We start from the raw sequence: 18,572 nt of genomic DNA, 5'->3' as shown, positions 1-18,572 counted from the left end.
ATGAAAGAAGCAATGTGTGCACTGCTCGTATTGGCGTTACTTTTAAATGAACATGCCGCCATCGACAACGATATTTTGACCTGTTACAAATCGCGAATGGGCGAGTAGCGAATACACCACTTCAGATACATCCTCAGGAGAAGCGATCCTTCCAAGTGGCGTCCCTTTAGCAAGTCGCTGGACATGCTCGTCTTGCCCCTCTATCCAACGAGTTTGCACAACTCCTGGAGAAACACAGTTCACTCTAACCTCGGGTGCCATAACCCGTGCCAGTGATTTGGTTACACTGATCGCTGCAGCCTTTGAAGCGGCATATGCGATGGAGCTTCCGAGACCCGTCATTCCGGCGACGGAAGTGATATTGATGATGCACCCATTTTGCTTTTTCAACTCCTCGCTGGCAGCGCGGCAGCAATGGAACATCCCCTTCACGTTTATATTCATGACCCTGTCCCAGTATTCTTCCTTCAATCCCTCAAGATCGCGATGCTCAACAAAATCAGTGACACCGGCATTGTTGATTAAAAAGTCCAATCGTCCGAATGTTTGTATGGTTTCCTTCACCATGAGGCGCACTGCCTCGTCATCCGCTACGTTTGCCTGGTATAAAAGAGTCTGCACCCCGTGAGCTTCTACCTCTGTCTGTGTCTCGTGCGCTTCCTGCTCCGACCTGGAATAATTGATGGTGACATGCACGCCTTCCCGTGCTAAGCGAAGGGCGGTCGCTCGTCCGATTCCCGTCGCAGCACCTGTAATCAAAGCCACTTTTCCTTGTAACACGACAATCTCCACCTTTTGTTGTTTGATGATTGAACTTTCTGACATTTACGCTGCTAGTAGGCTGCTCCACCGCGCTTGGCTGAGCTGCTCACGAGTGGAGAGGTGAATATTTGTTTCTTATTGAGAAATAAAGTTTCGTGTTTAGGAAAATGGTAACAAACGAAGAAAAGAAGTTCAATAGCTTTTATAAGCATCTATAGGCTTGTGAATGGAGTTTTGCTTTTCTCAATACTAACTATTTGATCTTTCAATTTTTTAGCGAAAGAAAACTGTGTTAGTGTGAAGGAAATCGAGGGGAGGAGAGAAGCGCATGTTTCCATTTCGCGTAATTAATCAGGAAACTACCGAAGAGATGCTGGATATGGCCAGCGTGATTGAAGTGGTGGAGCAAGCATATCAGATGAAGTCAGACCAGCAAGCGACATTGTTTCCGCTCATCTTTCATGAATTCGTAGAAGGCAGGTCCGATATGGACATCAAATCAGGTCATTTGCCCGCTGCGAATGTATTTGGACTCAAGCTCGTCTCATGGTTCGGGGACAATGCAGAAAAGGGCTTGCCTCAATTGGTCGGAACTGTAATGGTTTTGGACAGTCAGACGGGGGTTCCTCTCGGGATATTGAGCGGAGAGCACATCACATGCATGCGGACGGGAGCGGCTGGAGGAATCGGAGCCAAATATCTGGCGCGTCCGGAATCGGAGAGCCTGTTAATGGTAGGGACAGGACATCAGGCTCCCTTTCAAATCATGGCGACACTGATGACTATGGAAAATATCAAACGTGTATATATATGCCATCCCAAATCAGCTGAAAAAGCACAGCGCTTTTCCGAGCAAATCAAGGACAAGCTCCTTACCAGGTTCGTCTCCAAGTACACCGGGGATGAGTACGAGCGTTATGCACGCCGCTGCGATGTAGAGTTTATTGCGATGGATAACCTCGAAGAAGCGGCGGGAAAAGCAGATATTATCATTACAGCAACCCCATCCCGCGAGCCGATGATTCGCCGGGAGTGGGTAAAGACGGGGACGCACATTACGTGTATCGGGGCCGACATGGAAGGAAAACAGGAAATCGACGAGCGGCTTTTTGCTGCAGGGCGGGTCTTCGTGGATGATGTCGGGCAGGCTGTGCGAGTAGGAGAGACAGAGATTCCTGTGAAAAAAGGGCTCATCACAGAGGGAGATATCGCGGCAGAAATCGGTAACGTAATCCTCGGGCGAGCAGCCGGAAGAAAAACAGCAGAGGAAATCACGATTTTTGACAGTACGGGAATCGCCATTCAGGATCTTTTGACAGCTACCCATATTTTGAAAGTGGCAGACAAGAGCGGCGCAGGAACGATCGTAGATCTGTAAGGGAACTGGGAGAGCAAAGGAGAGGAATCACATGAGAATTGCCCCTTTTAAAGTAGAAGAATGGATGAACGCTTACGAGCTGGAGGCCGTTTATAACATCGCGGAAACGTGCGTAGATTCACTGACCGTCGAAGAGTTGATTCGACTTTCCGCCGAGCCTGAGGATTTTTTCCGGGAGATGGCGGCGATGAAGCTGACGTACGGCCACATCGAAGGCTCTCCGGAATTCCGCAGTCTGGTTGCGGGCATGTACAAGTCCATGAAGCCAGATAACATCTTGGCTATGAACGGAGCAATCGGAGCCAATTTTCTTACCCTGTTCTCGCTTGTTCAGCCGGGCGATGAAGTCATTACGGTCCATCCTACTTACCAGCAAATCTATTCAGTGCCGGAGTCGTTTGGCGCCCAGGTGAAGCTGCTCAAATTGCTGCCAGAAAACAATTTTTTGCCTGATCTTAAGGAGCTGCGCTCACTCGTCTCAGACAAGACCAAGCTGATTTGCATCAACAACCCGAATAATCCATCCGGTGCCCTCATGGACGAAGCGCTACTCAAAGAAATCGTGGAAATCGCTCGTTCCGTAGATGCTTACCTGCTGTGTGACGAGGTGTATCGCAACCTGCATCAAGACCCGGAGGCAACCGTACCATCCATCGTGGACTTGTACGACAAAGGGATCGCGACAAGCAGCATGTCCAAGGTGTTTTCGCTCGCTGGCCTGCGTCTTGGCTGGATTGCAGCACCTGTGGACGTGATCAAGAATTGCTTCCAGCACCGGGATTACACCACGATCAGCTGCGGGATGCTCGACGACATGCTGGCGGTCCATGCTTTGAAAAACCGCGACAAAATCATGGAACGCAATTTGAAGCTCGTAAGGGACAATCTCCAGATTTTAGATGAATGGGTAGCCAAGGAGCCGTTGGTTTCTTATGTAAAACCGCAGGCTGGGACGACCGCGATGCTGAAATACGAGCTGGACATACCGTCAGAAGCTTTTTGCATCGACCTCTTTAAAACGACAGGAGCGTTCTTGACACCTGGAAGCTGCTTTGACATGGAGGGCTGGGTGCGGATTGGTTACGCCTGCTCGACAGAAGTGCTGAAGGCTGGCTTGGAAAAGGTCTCGGAGTTTCTGGCCAAGCAAAAGTAACGCAATAGACGAGAGAGAAAGAGCCTTTCTTCGGGGGAGTGAGGCTCTTGCTCCGATCCTCAAACGTTTCAGTTCATCGAATCTTCTCCGGTAAAGCCGCTTGGACTGGTGAACAGTGTACACACCGGCATGGTTGAAGATTCTGGCATTATCTTTTTCGTATTGATAATTAGCGTAATATTCGGAATTATTACAACCATTGGCGCGATAGAAAGCTTGTTGGAGTGACGCGCATCTGATCGGATACGGACCATTTTGATAGGAAGGGGAATTGGACATGACGCTATGTACCTCGACGCTTGGCCAATGGGCGATCAACGAACGGCGGTATTTGCATCAATATCCGGAGCTGTCTGGACAGGAATACCAGACGGCTTCTTATATCCGAAAGTGGCTGCAAGAGTGTCAAATCGAACTGATCGATTGTGAGGCGCCGAGTGTGGTCGGTCTTTTGCGGGGAACGGACGGCAGGAAAACCATTGCCTTGCGAGCGGATATCGACGCTTTGCCTGTGACGGAAGAAGGAGAGAAGCCCTATCTCTCCAAGAATCCAGGGGTAGCGCACGTCTGCGGGCATGACGGACATACGGCTATCCTGCTTGCGGCAGCGAAGTGGCTGTCTGAGAACAGGGCGGAGGTAAAACCAAATGTGCTCTTTTTGTTCCAATCATCCGAGGAAATGCTGCCTAGTGGAGCGGAAGCGTTAGTCCGTCAAGGAGTGATGGAAGATGTAGATGCTGTGTTTGGACTCCATCTCTGGCAGCCTTTGGAGAAAGGGAAAATAGGGATCAGTACGGGAGCGATGATGGCGTCATCCGATGATGTGCGGATCGTCATTACCGGACGAGGTGGTCATGGCTCGATGCCGCATGAAACGATTGATCCGATCTATGTGGCAGGTCAGGTAATTGCTGCTGTGCAGGGCATTGTCTCTCGCCGGGTCAACCCAATCGAACCTGCGGTCATTTCCATCTGTCGGATGGAGGCTGGAACTACCTACAACATCATTCCGAATCAGGCGATTCTATATGGGACACTGCGGGCTCAATCAGAAAAGACAAGGCGGTTGCTTGCTGCTGAGCTGAAGCAGACGATTGAAGCGTTATGTGAAGCATGGGGAGCCAAAGGGGAAGTCATCGTAGACTGGGGGACGCCGCCGGTGGTCAATGACAAGGCGATGAGCGAGTATGTCGCAACAGTTGTTGCCAGTCATTGGGGAGGAGAGGTCCTCACTCATGTAGAACCGGTCATGGGAGGAGAGGACTTTTCCTACTATTTAGAGCGAAAGCCGGGCTCCTTCATTTTTGTAGGCATGGGTGGAGAGAAGAGCAGCTTTCCGCATCATCATCCCCGTTTTGATATCGACGAGGATGTGATCCCCACTTCGACCGAGCTGCTTATTCAATTAGTGAAACATTTTTCATAAGGGAGGATTTTGCATGCTATCCGTTTCATTTCTCGATATTGTCAAAGCACAGAAGCACTTAAAGGGACAAGTCATACAGACACCATTGATTCAATCAGCCGCCTTGTCCAGCTTGTCTGGTGCGGATGTTTGGTTGAAGCTGGAGTGTCATCAGAAAACCGGATCGTTCAAGGCGCGGGGCGCGCTAAACAAGATCGCCTCTATGCGTGAAGAAGAACTCGCTCGGGGCGTAATCACCGCTTCAGCAGGAAACCATGCCCAGGGAGTCGCTTATGCGGCTTCGCTAAAAGGAATCTCTGCGCTGATCGTCGTGCCGAAAACAGCACCAGAGACGAAAAAAGCGGGAATCAAGCGCTATGGAGCAGAGTTGGTTGTTCACGGTGACAACTACGATGAGGCTGAAAGTCACGCCTACAAGTTGGCAGAGGAGACGGGCAGGACATTTGTTCACGCTTTTGAAGATGACGAGATCATTGCCGGTCAAGGGACAGTAGGACTTGAGGCTCTGCTGGAAGAGCCGGATTTTGACGTCATTCTCGTGCCAGCTGGCGGCGGTGGCTTGATTTGCGGGGTAGCACTCGCAGCCAAGGCAATCAAGCCGGACGTACAGGTGATTGGTATCCAGACACACGCCTCTCCGCCTTGGTACTATTCATTCCGGGAAAAGCGACTGGCTGATGTTGCATACAGCGAATCACTGGCTGATGGGCTGCACGGAGGGATTACCCAAGGGAATCTAGATCTGGCGCTTGAGATTGTCGATGACTTTTTGCTTGTAGAGGAAGAACATGTCGCCCAAGCGATGTACTGGCTGGCAAAAGAGCATCATCTGATGGTGGAAGGCTCAGGGGCGGTAGGGATTGCCGCGATGATGCAGGGAGTAGTACCTGATTTGCAGGGGAAAAAGGTACTGACCATCGTCAGCGGCAGCAATGTGGATGCAGTTAAGCTGGCTGGAATTGTGAGCCGTTATTCGGATCGATAGAAAGCAAAAAGGGGGTCGGCGCGTCTATCATGCCGACCTCCTCTATTTTGCTAGTACGACATGGACGGCACAGTATCGGTTGATCAAATGTCCACTCTTCGGCTACACTTCTCACTATAGGCACTGGAAGCGGTATTGATTAGGAAGGGATGAGTGGAACGAAGATGGAATTGCGTAATCTCAAAACCTTTCAAGTAGCTGCTGAGCATTTGAATTTGACAAAGGCAGCCGAGCTGTTGGGCTACAGTCAGCCAACGATAACGTTGCAGATCCAGGCGTTGGAACGAGAGCTTGGACATCCCCTGTTAAATCGAGTAGGCAAGCGCACGTTTTTGACCCCGGCTGGAAAAACAGTCAAACAGTATACGGATCAGTTGTTTTCCGTTTTGCAGCATATGGAGGAGGGGCTCAACAGCCTGCATTTGCCGGTAGGCCCGCTCGTGGTGGCGGCACCTGAGTTTTACTGCATCCAATACATGCCACAAATGCTCAAAACATACGTGGAGACACATCCTCAGGTCAATCTACAAGTAATCTCTTGCACGAGTCAGGAAGCGTTGAAAAAGATTCATGCCCATGAAGCGGATATCGGGATCATCGCAGGCGCTAGCTCGCAGACCGACATTTTTTCTACGATCGTGGACTTAGAAGAATTTGTGCTGGTCGCTTCCCCAGACATGGTCAAAGGGCGCTCTATGGAGGAAGCTCTGGCTTCTTTTCCCTTTTTATCTTATCAGGAAGGCTGCAATCTGGATGGATTCATCACACAATGTTTGCTGGAGATTAGCTATATTCCACCGTCCGTCATTAATTGCAGCAGCGAAGAAACGATCAAGCGATCGGTTTTAAACGAAATAGGAGTAGCATTGCTCAGTACGGCATTGGTAGAAAAAGAATTACGGACAGGGGAGTTGACCCAGCTTTATCGGTTTTCAAAAAAAGCGGAGACCTCTCTTGTTTGCTTGGAGAGGAGAAAGAACGAGCCTGCCATTCAGACCTTTATGGAGCTGGTAAAGGACGTCTGGCAAACTGTGCGCGAAGATTAGGAGCGCGTTCCTCTCACCCATTTGCGAAAATCTCGTGTGTAGGCTATGCGCTTGTGCGGTTGAGACAGCAACTTTGAACTGCTTGGTTTCCACGTATGGCTATTCGGATTTTGTCGACGAATGTAGCAGTAGTGATAGCGATTCCCCGAGTAGACGCGCAGCCCCTTTTTCTTGTATCTCCACAGAAATCCGCCATCTTCTCCGAGTGAACGGTTCGGAAACTGTGCGCGTTTGAAAACGCTTTTCCGAAAACAGATCGTTCCCCCTATAACCATGCGTGCCGTTCTGTTTTCTCGATAGGGGTGGCGAAGGATGAGCAGATGCAATCCTTTAAAATATGTGAAAAAAGTACTTTTTCCCACGACAGCCGCTTTTGATTTGGCTAAGGTCCTTAAGGCATCTCTTGCATAGAGAGGAGCATAATAGTCATCGTCGTCGAATTTGGCAACGACTGAATAGCGAGCTTTTTTTACGGCAAAATTCAAGCAAGCCCCCAAAGATACGCGTTCAGGAAGCTGATAAACTCGTACATTAGAAAAGCGCTTGGCGTACCTTTTATAAAGCTGCTTACTCAGCGAATTTCTATTCAGAACGATGATCAGTTCTTTGTTTACCCCGATCTGGTTTTGGTAATTGCGAAAAATATTGTGGATATAACCGTGGCGATTCGTACAGGTGATGATGGAAAAGCCAGATGTAGTGCCCTGTGGCATGATGATCCCCACCCTTCCTTGTGCTCCATATTATGTATTCAGTTACTTGAGAAAGAGGTTTACACAAGAGCGGATTGTGCCTCGGAATGGGAGGGGAATTCGTCTTCTTAAATTATTTGACTATTCGGAAATGGGCAGGTATAATTTGGTTATCTTTGTTAGTAAACTTAACTAACTCCACGGTGGTGATTGGCGAGGCGTGCGTGTTCCCAGAAAAACAGGCAGCAGCAAACTGGTGAAGAAACTGAACAAGGAAGAAGTATTGCAGCAGGTCATTCAGCACGGTCAGATTTCCCGCGCCGATATTTCCAAGCAGACACTGCTCAGTCGGCCATGCGTTTCGTCGCTGGTAGATGAAATGATTCAAGAAGGGCTGCTGCATGAAGTCGGAATGGGAGATTCCAAAGGAGGGCGCAAGCCGATCCTTTTGGAGTACAATTACCAGGCTTATGCGATTGCAGGAGCGATCTTCGAAGGCTCCACGCTGGACATGGCCATTGCCGACCTGAAAGGCGAGTTTTTGGCTCGCTACCGTAAGCGACTGGCTCAACCATCGAATGGAGAGACAGTCATTGAGGATTTGGCGGCAGGTCTTGAGCGTTTGCTGGCGGAAAGTGATATCCCGCGAGAGCGATTGCTCGGTATGGGAGTCGGCCTGCAGGGGGTTACTCAGCGAGGGAGTGGTACTGTCAGTTTTTCGCCCAGTACGGGATGGATGGGGTCGCCGATTCAGCAAACCATCGAGGAGCGACTTGGACTGCCTGTCATCATTGATAACGATGTGAATATGATGACACTGGGCGAATACGTCCGTGGGGCAGGAGTCGGCCATTCCAATGTCGTCTATATGTACGTGGGAACAGGCATTGGAGCGGGAATCATTTTGGACGGACAGTTTTACCGAGGAAGCCGGGAAGCAGCAGGTGAGATCGGCTTTATGATGATCGGTCCTGTACATAATCGTCCGAATGGAGCGTCCGGGGTATTTGAGACGCATTATTCTACCTCAGGAATACTGCAGCAGGCCAAGGGATTTCTCTCTGACCTTCAGGAAGGGTCGAGTGTCATAGAAGAGCTCATCCGCTGCGCTCGGCAAAAAAACGGGAAAGCACAGCGTCTTCTCGACGATGTCTACCGGCATTGGGCGTACGGAATGGCCAACATCGTTAGCGTATTGAACCCTGAGCTTTTAATCCTGAGCGGGGAGATGGTCCATGTCGACGAAGAAGGGGTGAAGCGGATTCAGGATTGGCTGACCGAGTGGGTGCCAGAAGTGCCTTGTCTCGAAAAGGCGAGTCTGGGAGAGAGGGCAGGCTTGATTGGCGCCGTGCATTGTGTTCTGGAAGCGTTTCCGTTTGCGAGATTGCTTGACAAAGAGTGAGAAGAGAAGAAAAGAGGGGGAGTAAGTTTTGATTAAGTCCAACAACAAACTAAAAAAATGGATGCAAGGTGTATTCGTAAGCTCCTTGGCACTGACTGTGGCTGCGTGCTCGGGCGGAGGACAGCAATCTGCGCCTGCTAACAACAACACTGGAGCGGGCACACAGCCAGCAGCACAACCGGCGACACCAGCGCCGTCTGGCGAACCGCAAAAGCTCGTCATTTACACAGGACGAGACAAGAACATTTTCGAAGTCGTTCTGCCGAAATTCAAGGAGAAGTATCCGAATATCGAAGTGGAAACGCTGGAAATGGGCGCACAGCAAATTTTGGAGCGTGTGCGTGCCGAGAAAGCCAATCCGCAAGCTGACTTCTGGTGGGGAGGTACACAGTCCGCACTGAGTACAGCCGCTGATGAAGGACTACTGGAAGCTTATAAGCCTACCTTCTCCGACAAGGTTCCTGACTTGTACAAGGATCCACAAGATCGCTGGTACGGAGAAATGCTCCTGCCAGAGGTGATCATGTACAACTCCGAGGTGCTCAAGCCTGAAGAAGCACCGCAAGATTGGGACGAATTGCTCGATCCTAAATTCAAGGACAAAATCGTAATCCGCAACGTTCTGCCATCCGGTACGATGCGCACTATTTATTCCGCAATGATTTTCCGCCAAGGTGCGGATACACCTGAAAAAGGCTATGACTGGCTGATGAAGCTGGATGCCAATACGAAAGAGTACACACAGGACCCAACCAACCTCTACCTCAAGCTGGATCGTCAAGAGGGTGTGATCTCTTTGTGGAACCTGCAGGATGTCCTGCTCCAAGGCAAAAAGAACAACCATCCGTATGACTTCATTTATCCGAAGAGTGGTGCACCGATTCTCGTAGACGGTATCGCTCTGGTCAAAGGCGCGAAAAACATGGACGCAGCTAAAAACTTTATGGAATTCCTGATGAGTCCAGAAATTGCTTCCCAATTGGCTAAAGAACGCTTCCAGTTCCCGGCTCGTACCGATATCAGCAAGGACGATTTGCCAGACTTTATGAAAAATCTGGAGCTCAAACCAATGGACCTTGACTGGGGTGTCATGGCTGCCAAGGAAAAAGAGTGGATGCAGCATTGGGATGAAAACATCAAAGGCAAAGGCAAGAAATAATTACGCCACTTTTTGGGAATGCTCGATCAAGTCTAGACGGGAAGGATGTCCTTTCCGTCTAGTCACTTGTGCTGGAGGCTACCACTTTGCCACGACTTGCCACGAAGGAGGAAAGAAAACCTGATGAGCAGCGTAACACTTGATCACGTTTACAAACGGTTTGGCCAGGCAAAAGGGGTCGAAGACGTTCACATTCATATTGAATCAGGTGAATTCTTCACATTTTTGGGGCCGAGCGGTTGCGGCAAAACAACCACCTTGCGAATGATCGCGGGTTTTTACTTTCCGACAGAAGGACAAATCCGCTTCGGAAATCATGAGGTGACTTTAGTCCCCCCTCACAAGCGAAATACGGGGATGGTTTTCCAGAACTACGCCTTGTTCCCGCATATGACTGTCTTTGAAAATATCGCGTTTGGGCTGCAGGTTCGCAAAATCAACAAAACGGATACAAAGGAACGTGTGGAACGCATCATGAAGCTGGTGCGGCTAGAAGGCTACGGTGAACGACGGATTGACCAGCTATCGGGTGGTCAGCAGCAGCGCGTTGCCCTGGCACGAGCGCTCGTAATTGAGCCGCAGATTCTGCTCCTCGATGAGCCGCTGTCCAATCTGGATGCCAAGCTGCGCGAGGAAACCCGCTTTGAAATCAAGCGTCTTCAGCTGGAGCTTGGGATTACAACGATTTATGTTACCCATGATCAGGCTGAGGCGATGTCGATGTCAGATCGAATCATGGTCATGCAGAGCGGCGAGGTCCAGCAAGTAGGTACACCGCATGAGATTTACCATTTCCCGGTCAACCGTTTCGTCGCCTCTTTCATTGGGGAGACGAATCTGTGGGAAGGGACGATCGTCGGCATCGAAGGAGACGAAGTTCAAGTACGGATCCCTTCTGGACACGTGCTCTGCGGCTTGAAACAAAATGCTTCGCCGCGCTCCCATCTGGCTGCAGGAGAGACGATCACGATGTCCATCCGTCCTGAATCCGTTCAGGAAAGCACAGTGACAGAGGGACCGAATGTTGTATCAGGCGCAGTAGTTATGTCTGAATTTACCGGGGCATGTGTAAATTACATGACCATGGTCGGACAAGAGCAGCTACGCAGCATGTCGATTAATTTGGGGCGGCCGATTAAACAGCGGGGAGAGGCAATCGGTTTACATATCCCGAAAGAGAGCATCTATTTCGCAGGATAAGGGGGAAGAAGCTTTTGAGAGCAGATTTGCAGCAAGTGCCGGCAGCGGCCAGACGGAAGACTATCACTTCTTCACCCGCCTTCGTCTATGTGCTGGTTTCGCCGCTCTTTTTAATATTGCTGGCGTATGTCATTTATCCGTTGTTCGAAACGTTTATCGCAAGCATCAGCATCGATGAGCAGATTACTTGGAAAAACTACACGCGCTTTTTCAGTTTAGAGCATACGGCCAATCTAGAAGCGCTGTGGACCAGTGTCTACATTTCCATACTCAGTGTCATCAGTTGTGGAATTGTCGGTGTCGCAATGGCCTTTTTGTTGGAGCGTTATGAGTTTCCCGGACGAAAAATCTTGTCCGTTCTGGCACTGGTTCCGATGGCACTGCCGCCATTGATTGGGGTCCTTTCGTTTACCTTCCTCTATGGAGAGAGTGGAATCTTCCCGCGAGCGATCAAAGAACTGTTTGACCTGGCACAAGTGCCTTTTTCCCTCAAAGGTTTTTGGGGAGTAGTCGTGGTCCATGCTTTTACGATGTATCCGTACTTTTTCATGACGGCGACGGCTGCCATCAAAGGGCTTGATCCTTCGCTGGAAGAGGCAGCGGCAAGTCTCGGAGCAAATCGTTTCACAGTCTGGCGCCGTATCATTTTGCCGATGCTGACTCCAGCAATAGTGGCGTCTTCGCTTCTCGTTTTCATGATCTCTATGGCTTCTTACACGGCTCCGCTTATTTTTGGAATTGACCGGACGATGACCATGCAGATTTACCTATCCCGTACCAACGGAGATCTGGATATGGCAGCAACGCAGTCTACGATCCTGTCTATTGTTTCGATTGCCTTTCTCTTGATCATGCGTTGGTATCAAGGCGCACGCAATTACCAGAATTTGAGCAAAGGGGTCAGCGTGCACCGTACTGAGATCAAGAGTAAAGCTGGGCGTTATGTAACGATTGTGCTGTCGTTTATCGGCACGATTATCCTGATGCTGCCAATTCTCGTTCTGGTACTGATCTCCTTCTCGGTAGACGGTACGTGGACGGTACAGATATTGCCTCCACAATATACGTTGGATCATTATCTCGATTTGTTTACGGACAGCAAGACATGGCGACCGATCGCCAACAGCTTGCAGTTATCCGCGATCGCCTCCATCGGAATCGTGCTGTTTGGGGTAGCAGCTGCCTACGCCATGGTTCGCTTGAAGTTCCGTGGAAAAACATTAATGGATGTATTGATCATGCTGCCTTGGGCATTGCCGGGTACAGTTGTAGCCGTGAATCTGATCGCAGCCTTCAGCCAGCCAACGGCGTTCAGCTTTGGGCAAGTGCTGATCGGGACGTTCTGGATCATCCCGCTTGCTTACTTTGTTCGTCACCTGCCACTCGTGTTCCGCTCTACCTCGGCAACGCTCATGCAGATGGATCCTTCTGTGGAGGAAGCGGCCCGCAATCTGGGAGCGACTTGGTGGTACAGCTTCAGGAGGGTTGTATTTCCAATGGCTTTAGGGGGAATTCTCGCCGGAACCTTGCTGGCATTTGTACAGTGTATCGGGGAGTTCGTCGCATCGATCCTGATCTTTACCCCACGGACGACCCCGTTGTCGGTAGCCGTTTTCCAACGCATGTACAATTTTGAGTTTGGTACCGCGTGCGCCTACGGTGTTTTGCAAATCGTGGTCATCATCGTCGTATTGTTCATCTCTAAAAAACTTACGGGGGATAAAGCCGGTACTGCTGTTTAGTAACGGCTCAAAAGCCGGTACTGCTGTTTAGTAACGGCTCAAAAGCCGGTACTGCGTCCCCCTGGCACCGCGGTTTCATCATGCGCCATGGTTATAAAGGAGGAGCTTTACATGGAAAGCAGTGAGTCAATCGACAAGCAGGTGCCAGGAGTGCAAACGACCAAGCTGCCGTGTCCTCCGATTCCTGTATTCGCACGAACGCTGCATGGAGAACACGGGCTGATCGACCTGTGGACAGCGATCAAGCCGCTTGCCACGATTGCGAGCGCGATGAATGCGGGGGCACATCCCGATGATGAACATAGCGCGATGCTTGCTTATCTCGCAATGGGGCGTGGAGTTTACACTTCCAGCATTATCGCGACTCGGGGCGAAGGCGGCCAAAATGAGATTGGTTGCGAGCAAGGTGTCGCTCTTGGCATTATTCGCACAAGAGAGCTGGAAGAAGCTTCGCTCATGAGCAATGTGACACTTGGGATCCTTAGCGAAGAGCTGGATGATCCCATCCATGATTTCGGTTTTTCCAAATGCGCCCAGGAGACGTTCCGCAAATGGGGAGAAGATGTCGTCTATGAGCGCTTGGTGCGAAAAATCAGGGAGCTTCGTCCAGATGTGGTGATTGCTTGCTTTGAAAATGAGCCGACGACACACGGTCATCACCGAGCGATTACGTTGCTGACTCAACGAGCATTTGAGGGAGCAGCAGACTCGGAAGTGTTTCCACATCATCTGGAAAGCGGGCTTTTGCCCTGGCAGATGAAAAAGCTGTACCTGCCCATCATGGACAACGACGATTACCATGTGGCGGTTCCCGTAGGAGAATACGATCAAAACTACGGCTCCTCCTATGTCCAGCTAGGCGAACGATCCCGATTTATGCATAAAACGCAGGGCATGGGGGTCCATTACGATGAAGGCCCCACCTACAACTATTACAGACTGGATGCCTCGGTAGTACCTGCACAGGAAAAAGAACGCGACTTTTTTTCCGGATTGCCCTTTACTTTCGCAGATTTGGCAGAGGATGTAGCGGCAAAAGGTGGAACCGAGCTAGCGCAAGTCCTGCACAGCATGCATAATGCGGCGGGGGAAGTGCTAGCGGCCTATCCGCGATTTGCCGAGGTGGCGAGCCGTGTGCACCGGATGAAAGCGTTGCTGCAGCGGGCGCAGCAGGAGGTGCAATCCTCCCCGATTGATCAGGCGACCAAGATTGACTTGATGTATCGCCTCGGGATCAAAGAAGCACAATTGAACCGTGCCAGTGCTGAGGCTCTGTCACTGGTAGTCAAAATCAAGCCGGAGAGCGGCGAGTGGGTGGCAGGTCAGACTACGACAGTAACCGTTACTGCCTACAACGGTGGAGCAATCGAGGTCGAGCATGTGCAACTCAGACTGCGAGTTCCTCGTGGCTGGACGGCGAAGCCGCTGACGCCTACTGCGTTTCCTCGTCTACCTTACAACCAGACGGTTTGTACGGTGTATGAAGTGTTTATTCCCACCGATGCCAAGATGTTTCATCCATACAAACCGCCAGTGCTTGAGGTGGAAGCGCAGTACTTCGCCTTTGATACCGCAAGTATCATTCGTGTAGAACCCGAAGCCAGAGTGGCCGTTCTGCCGCCATATGCCTTGACGCTTACGCCAGACGATGTGGTTTTAAATACGCTCCACACCAATGAAACGATTCCGGTAAAAGTAACGTTGAAGCAGTACCGTCCTGGCTCGTCTACCGCGAAAGTATCGCTTCAGATGCCGGATGGCTGGAGCGCTGAACCAAGCTTTGTCGAAGTGCCTTTTTCCTTCCGAGGCGAAACAAAGACGATCTCCTTTACGGTAAAAACGACACCACAGGTGGAGAATGGAAAATATCTGATTTTCGCGCGGGTGACGAGAGGCGATGGGTCAGCAGAGATTGCCCACGACGTACAGGTTATCGAATATCCGCATGTGGGTCGCAGCTATTTGATCCGTCCTGCTGAGCTGATTGTACAGGCGTTTGATCTGGCTATTCCGGAGAATCAACGGATTGGCTACGTATCGAGCGGCTTTGACAATATGGATAAATACTTGCGCAAAGTAGGCGTGAATTGCATCAACCTCGATGCTAATGAGATTCAGTCAGGGGATTTGTCCCGGTACGACACGATCATTCTCGGCATCCGCGCCTACGGATTCCGCAGAGAGCTGATCGAGAGCAATCAGCGTCTCTTGCAGTATGTGGAAAATGGCGGCAATCTCGTCGTTCAGTACCATAAGCCGGAGGACAAATGGAAGCCTCAGCTCGCACCGTATCCGATTTTTATCGGGGAGTCCCTGATCGATTGGCGGGTAACCAACGAGCAATCGGAAGTGCGGATGCTTGCACCTCGGCACCCGATCTTTCACAAGCCCAATCTGATTTCAGCAGCGGACTGGGACGGCTGGGTGCAGGAGCGCTCCATCTACAATCCTTCGCGCTGGGGTAGCGAGTATACCGAGCTGATTGCAACTAGCGATCCTGGAGAGCCAGAGTTTCGGGGCATTTTCCTCACTGCGCACTATGGCAAGGGGACATACTCGTACAGCTCACTCGCCTGGTTCAGAGAAATTCCACAGCTCGTTCCTGGTGCATTCCGTCTGTTTGTCAACATGATCAGTCAGAAGCAATGAATGATCGCTTGTCCTCTATTACGTTAGGCGAAACACCCATTTCACTTTCGTTATGTTATTTTCTGGTCGATCCATGGAACAACAGGAGATGCTACTAGAGGAGTCCATGATTGATATACACACCAATCTGAAAGAGGAAGTTCAAAAAGTCCGGGAGACATAGCTGTCGAATTTCTGCGTTGCGTTGCCCCTTCGCTGCTCACGTAGACTCACCTACGCTGCGCTGCTCGGGTCTGCCGCGCCTTGAACTTCTAGGCTCTGTTTGTGCCCTCTCATCGGGGCATCGAAACATCCTCCTTTTTGAACTGGCTCTGAGAAGGGGAATGGAGGAGAGTTCATTGAAAAAGGGGAAGCTTGCCAAGTTGTACACGATTACGACAGCGGCGGTGCTAGTCGGGAGCTTGATTATGCCGGCAGCACCCCAGACTGCCCATGCTGACCGGGGAGTTGTCGATCTGTGGAAAGCGATCAAACCGCTCACCACGATTGCCAGCGCTATGAATACCGGGGCTCATCCGGATGACGAGCACAGTGCCATGCTCGCTTATCTGTCGCTGGGTAAAGGCGTGGATACGTCCAGCGTCATCGCCAACCGGGGGGAAGGCGGGCAAAACGAAATTGGCAGTGAGCTCGGTAACGCACTAGGGATTATCCGCACACGCGAATTGCAAGAGGCATCCAAAATCACCAATATCCATTTGGAAAATTTGAGTGAGAAGATTGATGATCCCATTTTCGATTTCGGTTTTTCCAAAAGTCCGGACGAGACCTTGGAAAAATGGGGAGAGCAAGTTGCGTACGAAAAGCTGATTCGTAAAATCCGTACAATCAGACCTGATGTAGTGATTCCCGCATTTCTGAACGAACCTTCGACTCATGGCCATCACCGTGCGATTAACGTCATTACCGTACGAGCATTCAAAGATGCAGCCGATCCCAACGTCTTTCCAGAACAACTCAAAGAAGGGTTGGCAGCCTGGCAGGTGAAGAAGCTATATTTACCGGCCAAGGAAGACGATTATTCGGTCAGTGTTCCTGTTGGAGCCTACGACGAAATTTATGGTGCGTCGTACCTGCAGTTGGGTGAGGAATCCCGTTTTATGCACAAGAGCCAGGGAATGGGTCGCCACTATGATGAAGGACCAAGCTACAACTATTACAAGCTGGACCAGGCAGTCGTTGAGAGCAAAAACAAAGAAACGGACTTTTTCGATGGCATTGCATACAGCTTCGACGATCTGGCCAAGGAAGTAACGGGCCTGGCCGGAGGAGAAAAAGTAGCAGGCGAACTGAAAAAGCTGCAAAAGGATGCAGCAGAAGTCATTGCAGCCTATCCGCATTTTTCTACGGTAGCCAAGGAAGTGCACGAAATGCTGGCTGATGTCCAAAAAGCAACAGCCGATGTGAGAGCATCTCGATTGGCTGCGGATACAAAAACAGACCTCTTGCACCGTCTGGAAGTCAAACAGGCACAGCTAAACAGAGCGAGTGCGGAGGCACTCTCCCTCGTCACCAAAGTAAAGCCGGAAACAGGTGAGCTGGTGGCGGGCCAGACGACCAAAGTAACGGTTACGGCCTATAACGGTGGGCAAACCAAGCTAGGCAAGGTAGACCTGAAATTAAACGTTCCAAAGGGCTGGCAGGCAACAGCGCTGTCTACCACCAGCTTCTCGCAGCTCGCTTACAATCAGACAGTCAAGACGACATTTGATGTCTCGGTTCCTGCGAATGCGAAATTATTCCAACCGTACGCGGCGCCGGCAATTTCAGCTGATGTCTCGTACAGCTTAGACGGTTCAACGGCGAATAGCCATGTCGTACCAGCCGATGCAATTGCAGTCCTTCCATCTTTTTCGCTGGTGCCGAGTCCTGGTGCTACCGTATTGAATACGCAAAAGCCGGAAGAACCGATCCCGGTCAAGGTAACGGTGAAAAATTACAATCCGGGTGCAGCGCAAACAAACATTTCATTGGATGTACCCAAAGGCTGGACGGTAGAACCAAAAGCAGCGCCGCTTGCTTTTGAAGCAAAAGGGGAAACGAAATCGGTTGCCTTTACCGTAAAAGCCACGGCTTCTGTCAAACCGGATCAGTACACAGTCACTGCCGTCGCGACTAGTAGCGGAAAAGAGAGCCGCCACGGTGTGCAAGTGATTCGCTATCCGCATATCGGCACCACCTATTTTGTTCAACCTGCGACAGTAGCGATTCAAGCGTTTGATCTGAAAGTGCCAGACGGCTTAAAAGTCGGCTATGTATCCAGCGGCTTTGACAACATTGATCAGTATTTGTCTCAAGTAGGCGTCAATGTGACAAATCTGACGGCAAAAGATATCGAGTCTGGTGATCTTAGCCAGTACGACACGATCGTCCTAGGAATTCGCGCTTATGGATTCCGCCCAGAGCTGATACCGAGCAATGAACGTTTGCTTAGGTACGTACAGAATGGCGGAAATCTCGTTGTACAATACCATAAGCCAGAAGACAAGTGGAAGCCTGAGCTTGCTCCATATCCAATCAAAATCGGTGCGCCGCTCATTCAATGGCGGGTCACAGATGAAAACTCCAAAGTGACGATGCTGGCACCTGAACATCCGCTGTTCAACACGCCTAACAAAATCACAAATGAAGATTGGGACAACTGGATTCAAGACCGTTCCGCTTACAATCCGGCGGAATGGGGCAAAGAATACACCGAGCTCATCTCCAATGGTGACGCCGGTGAGAAAGAATTTACAGGAACGTTCCTCTCTGCCAAGTATGGCAAAGGTACGTATACGTATAGCTCGCTTGTCTGGTACCGCGAAATACCTGCTCTGGTGCCTGGCGCGATTCGGATGTTTGTCAACATGGTCAGCCTGCATCAGTAAAAGCAGCAATACTTGGTCCACATAAGGATCACGATCTCTCTAGCAGAGTGGTGAGGCGATTTTCTATGATCGCTTCACCTCATCTGCACGAGAGATTCCATCGCAGAA

At 50.5% G+C, this 18,572-nt stretch carries 13 protein-coding genes; 11 read left to right on the top strand and 2 right to left on the bottom strand.

The genetic code is table 11. The features are described from left to right. Positions 1–42: 42 nt before the first annotated feature. Entirely contained in the window at positions 43–780 is a 738-nt protein-coding gene (locus ACIFQN_RS03590) for an SDR family NAD(P)-dependent oxidoreductase (protein WP_429831650.1), read from the bottom strand. Between the two features lie 310 nt (positions 781–1,090). On the opposite strand from ACIFQN_RS03590, the gene ACIFQN_RS03585 reads away from it, so the two are divergent. From ACIFQN_RS03585 to ACIFQN_RS03565, 5 genes are all read left to right on the top strand, one after another. After that, positions 1,091–2,140 carry an ornithine cyclodeaminase family protein gene (locus ACIFQN_RS03585; protein ID WP_429831649.1) on the top strand — a complete coding sequence of 350 codons (1,050 nt, stop codon included), beginning with the start codon at positions 1,091–1,093 and terminating at the stop codon, positions 2,138–2,140. 31 nt (positions 2,141–2,171) lie between these two features. Next, a complete protein-coding gene (locus tag ACIFQN_RS03580; protein ID WP_429831648.1) occupies positions 2,172–3,293 on the top strand; it encodes an aminotransferase in 1,122 nt (373 codons plus the stop codon). A 277-nt stretch (positions 3,294–3,570) separates the two neighbouring features. Continuing rightward, positions 3,571–4,719 carry a M20 metallopeptidase family protein gene (locus tag ACIFQN_RS03575; protein WP_429831647.1) on the top strand — a complete coding sequence of 383 codons (1,149 nt, stop codon included), beginning with the start codon at positions 3,571–3,573 and terminating at the stop codon, positions 4,717–4,719. A 13-nt stretch (positions 4,720–4,732) separates the two neighbouring features. Then, positions 4,733–5,704 (top strand): threonine ammonia-lyase, encoded by a 972-nt coding sequence (locus tag ACIFQN_RS03570; protein WP_429831646.1) that lies wholly within the window; start codon positions 4,733–4,735, stop codon positions 5,702–5,704. Between the two features lie 149 nt (positions 5,705–5,853). Further along, the gene (locus ACIFQN_RS03565) at positions 5,854–6,750 is read left to right on the top strand and encodes a LysR family transcriptional regulator (RefSeq protein ID WP_429831645.1); all 897 of its coding nucleotides are present in this window, start codon (positions 5,854–5,856) and stop codon (positions 6,748–6,750) included. Here the strand turns inward: ACIFQN_RS03565 and ACIFQN_RS03560 are convergent. Further along, the gene (locus ACIFQN_RS03560; RefSeq protein WP_429831644.1) at positions 6,747–7,463 is read right to left on the bottom strand and encodes a glycosyltransferase family 2 protein; all 717 of its coding nucleotides are present in this window, start codon (positions 7,461–7,463) and stop codon (positions 6,747–6,749) included. The genes ACIFQN_RS03565 and ACIFQN_RS03560 overlap by 4 nt on opposite strands. Before the next feature lie 199 nt (positions 7,464–7,662). Here ACIFQN_RS03560 and ACIFQN_RS03555 point away from each other — a divergent pair, with 199 nt between their 5' ends. The 6 genes from ACIFQN_RS03555 (at position 7,663) to ACIFQN_RS03530 (ending at position 18,464) form a co-directional block, all read left to right on the top strand. Next, positions 7,663–8,844 carry an ROK family protein gene (locus tag ACIFQN_RS03555; protein ID WP_429831643.1) on the top strand — a complete coding sequence of 394 codons (1,182 nt, stop codon included), beginning with the start codon at positions 7,663–7,665 and terminating at the stop codon, positions 8,842–8,844. 61 nt (positions 8,845–8,905) lie between these two features. Beyond that, positions 8,906–10,003, top strand: a complete 1,098-nt coding sequence (locus ACIFQN_RS03550) for an extracellular solute-binding protein (RefSeq protein WP_429831712.1) — start codon at positions 8,906–8,908, stop codon at positions 10,001–10,003. Positions 10,004–10,126: 123 nt separating this feature from the next. Continuing rightward, positions 10,127–11,203 (top strand): ABC transporter ATP-binding protein, encoded by a 1,077-nt coding sequence (locus tag ACIFQN_RS03545; RefSeq protein ID WP_429831642.1) that lies wholly within the window; start codon positions 10,127–10,129, stop codon positions 11,201–11,203. A gap of 14 nt (positions 11,204–11,217) precedes the next feature. After that, positions 11,218–12,945 (top strand): ABC transporter permease, encoded by a 1,728-nt coding sequence (locus tag ACIFQN_RS03540; RefSeq protein WP_429831641.1) that lies wholly within the window; start codon positions 11,218–11,220, stop codon positions 12,943–12,945. A gap of 111 nt (positions 12,946–13,056) precedes the next feature. After that, on the top strand, positions 13,057–15,594 hold the full coding sequence (locus ACIFQN_RS03535; RefSeq protein ID WP_429831640.1) for an NEW3 domain-containing protein: 2,538 nt from the start codon (positions 13,057–13,059) through the stop codon (positions 15,592–15,594). Positions 15,595–15,932: 338 nt separating this feature from the next. Then, positions 15,933–18,464: an NEW3 domain-containing protein gene (locus ACIFQN_RS03530; protein ID WP_429831639.1), complete on the top strand. Its 2,532-nt coding sequence runs from the start codon at positions 15,933–15,935 to the stop codon at positions 18,462–18,464. Positions 18,465–18,572: the final 108 nt, after the last annotated feature.

It is taken from the genome of Brevibacillus sp. NRS-1366 (genome assembly GCF_050467985.1).
The sequence above is the reverse complement of the archived record's forward strand: the minus strand, read 5'-3'. Positions and strand labels throughout refer to the sequence as shown.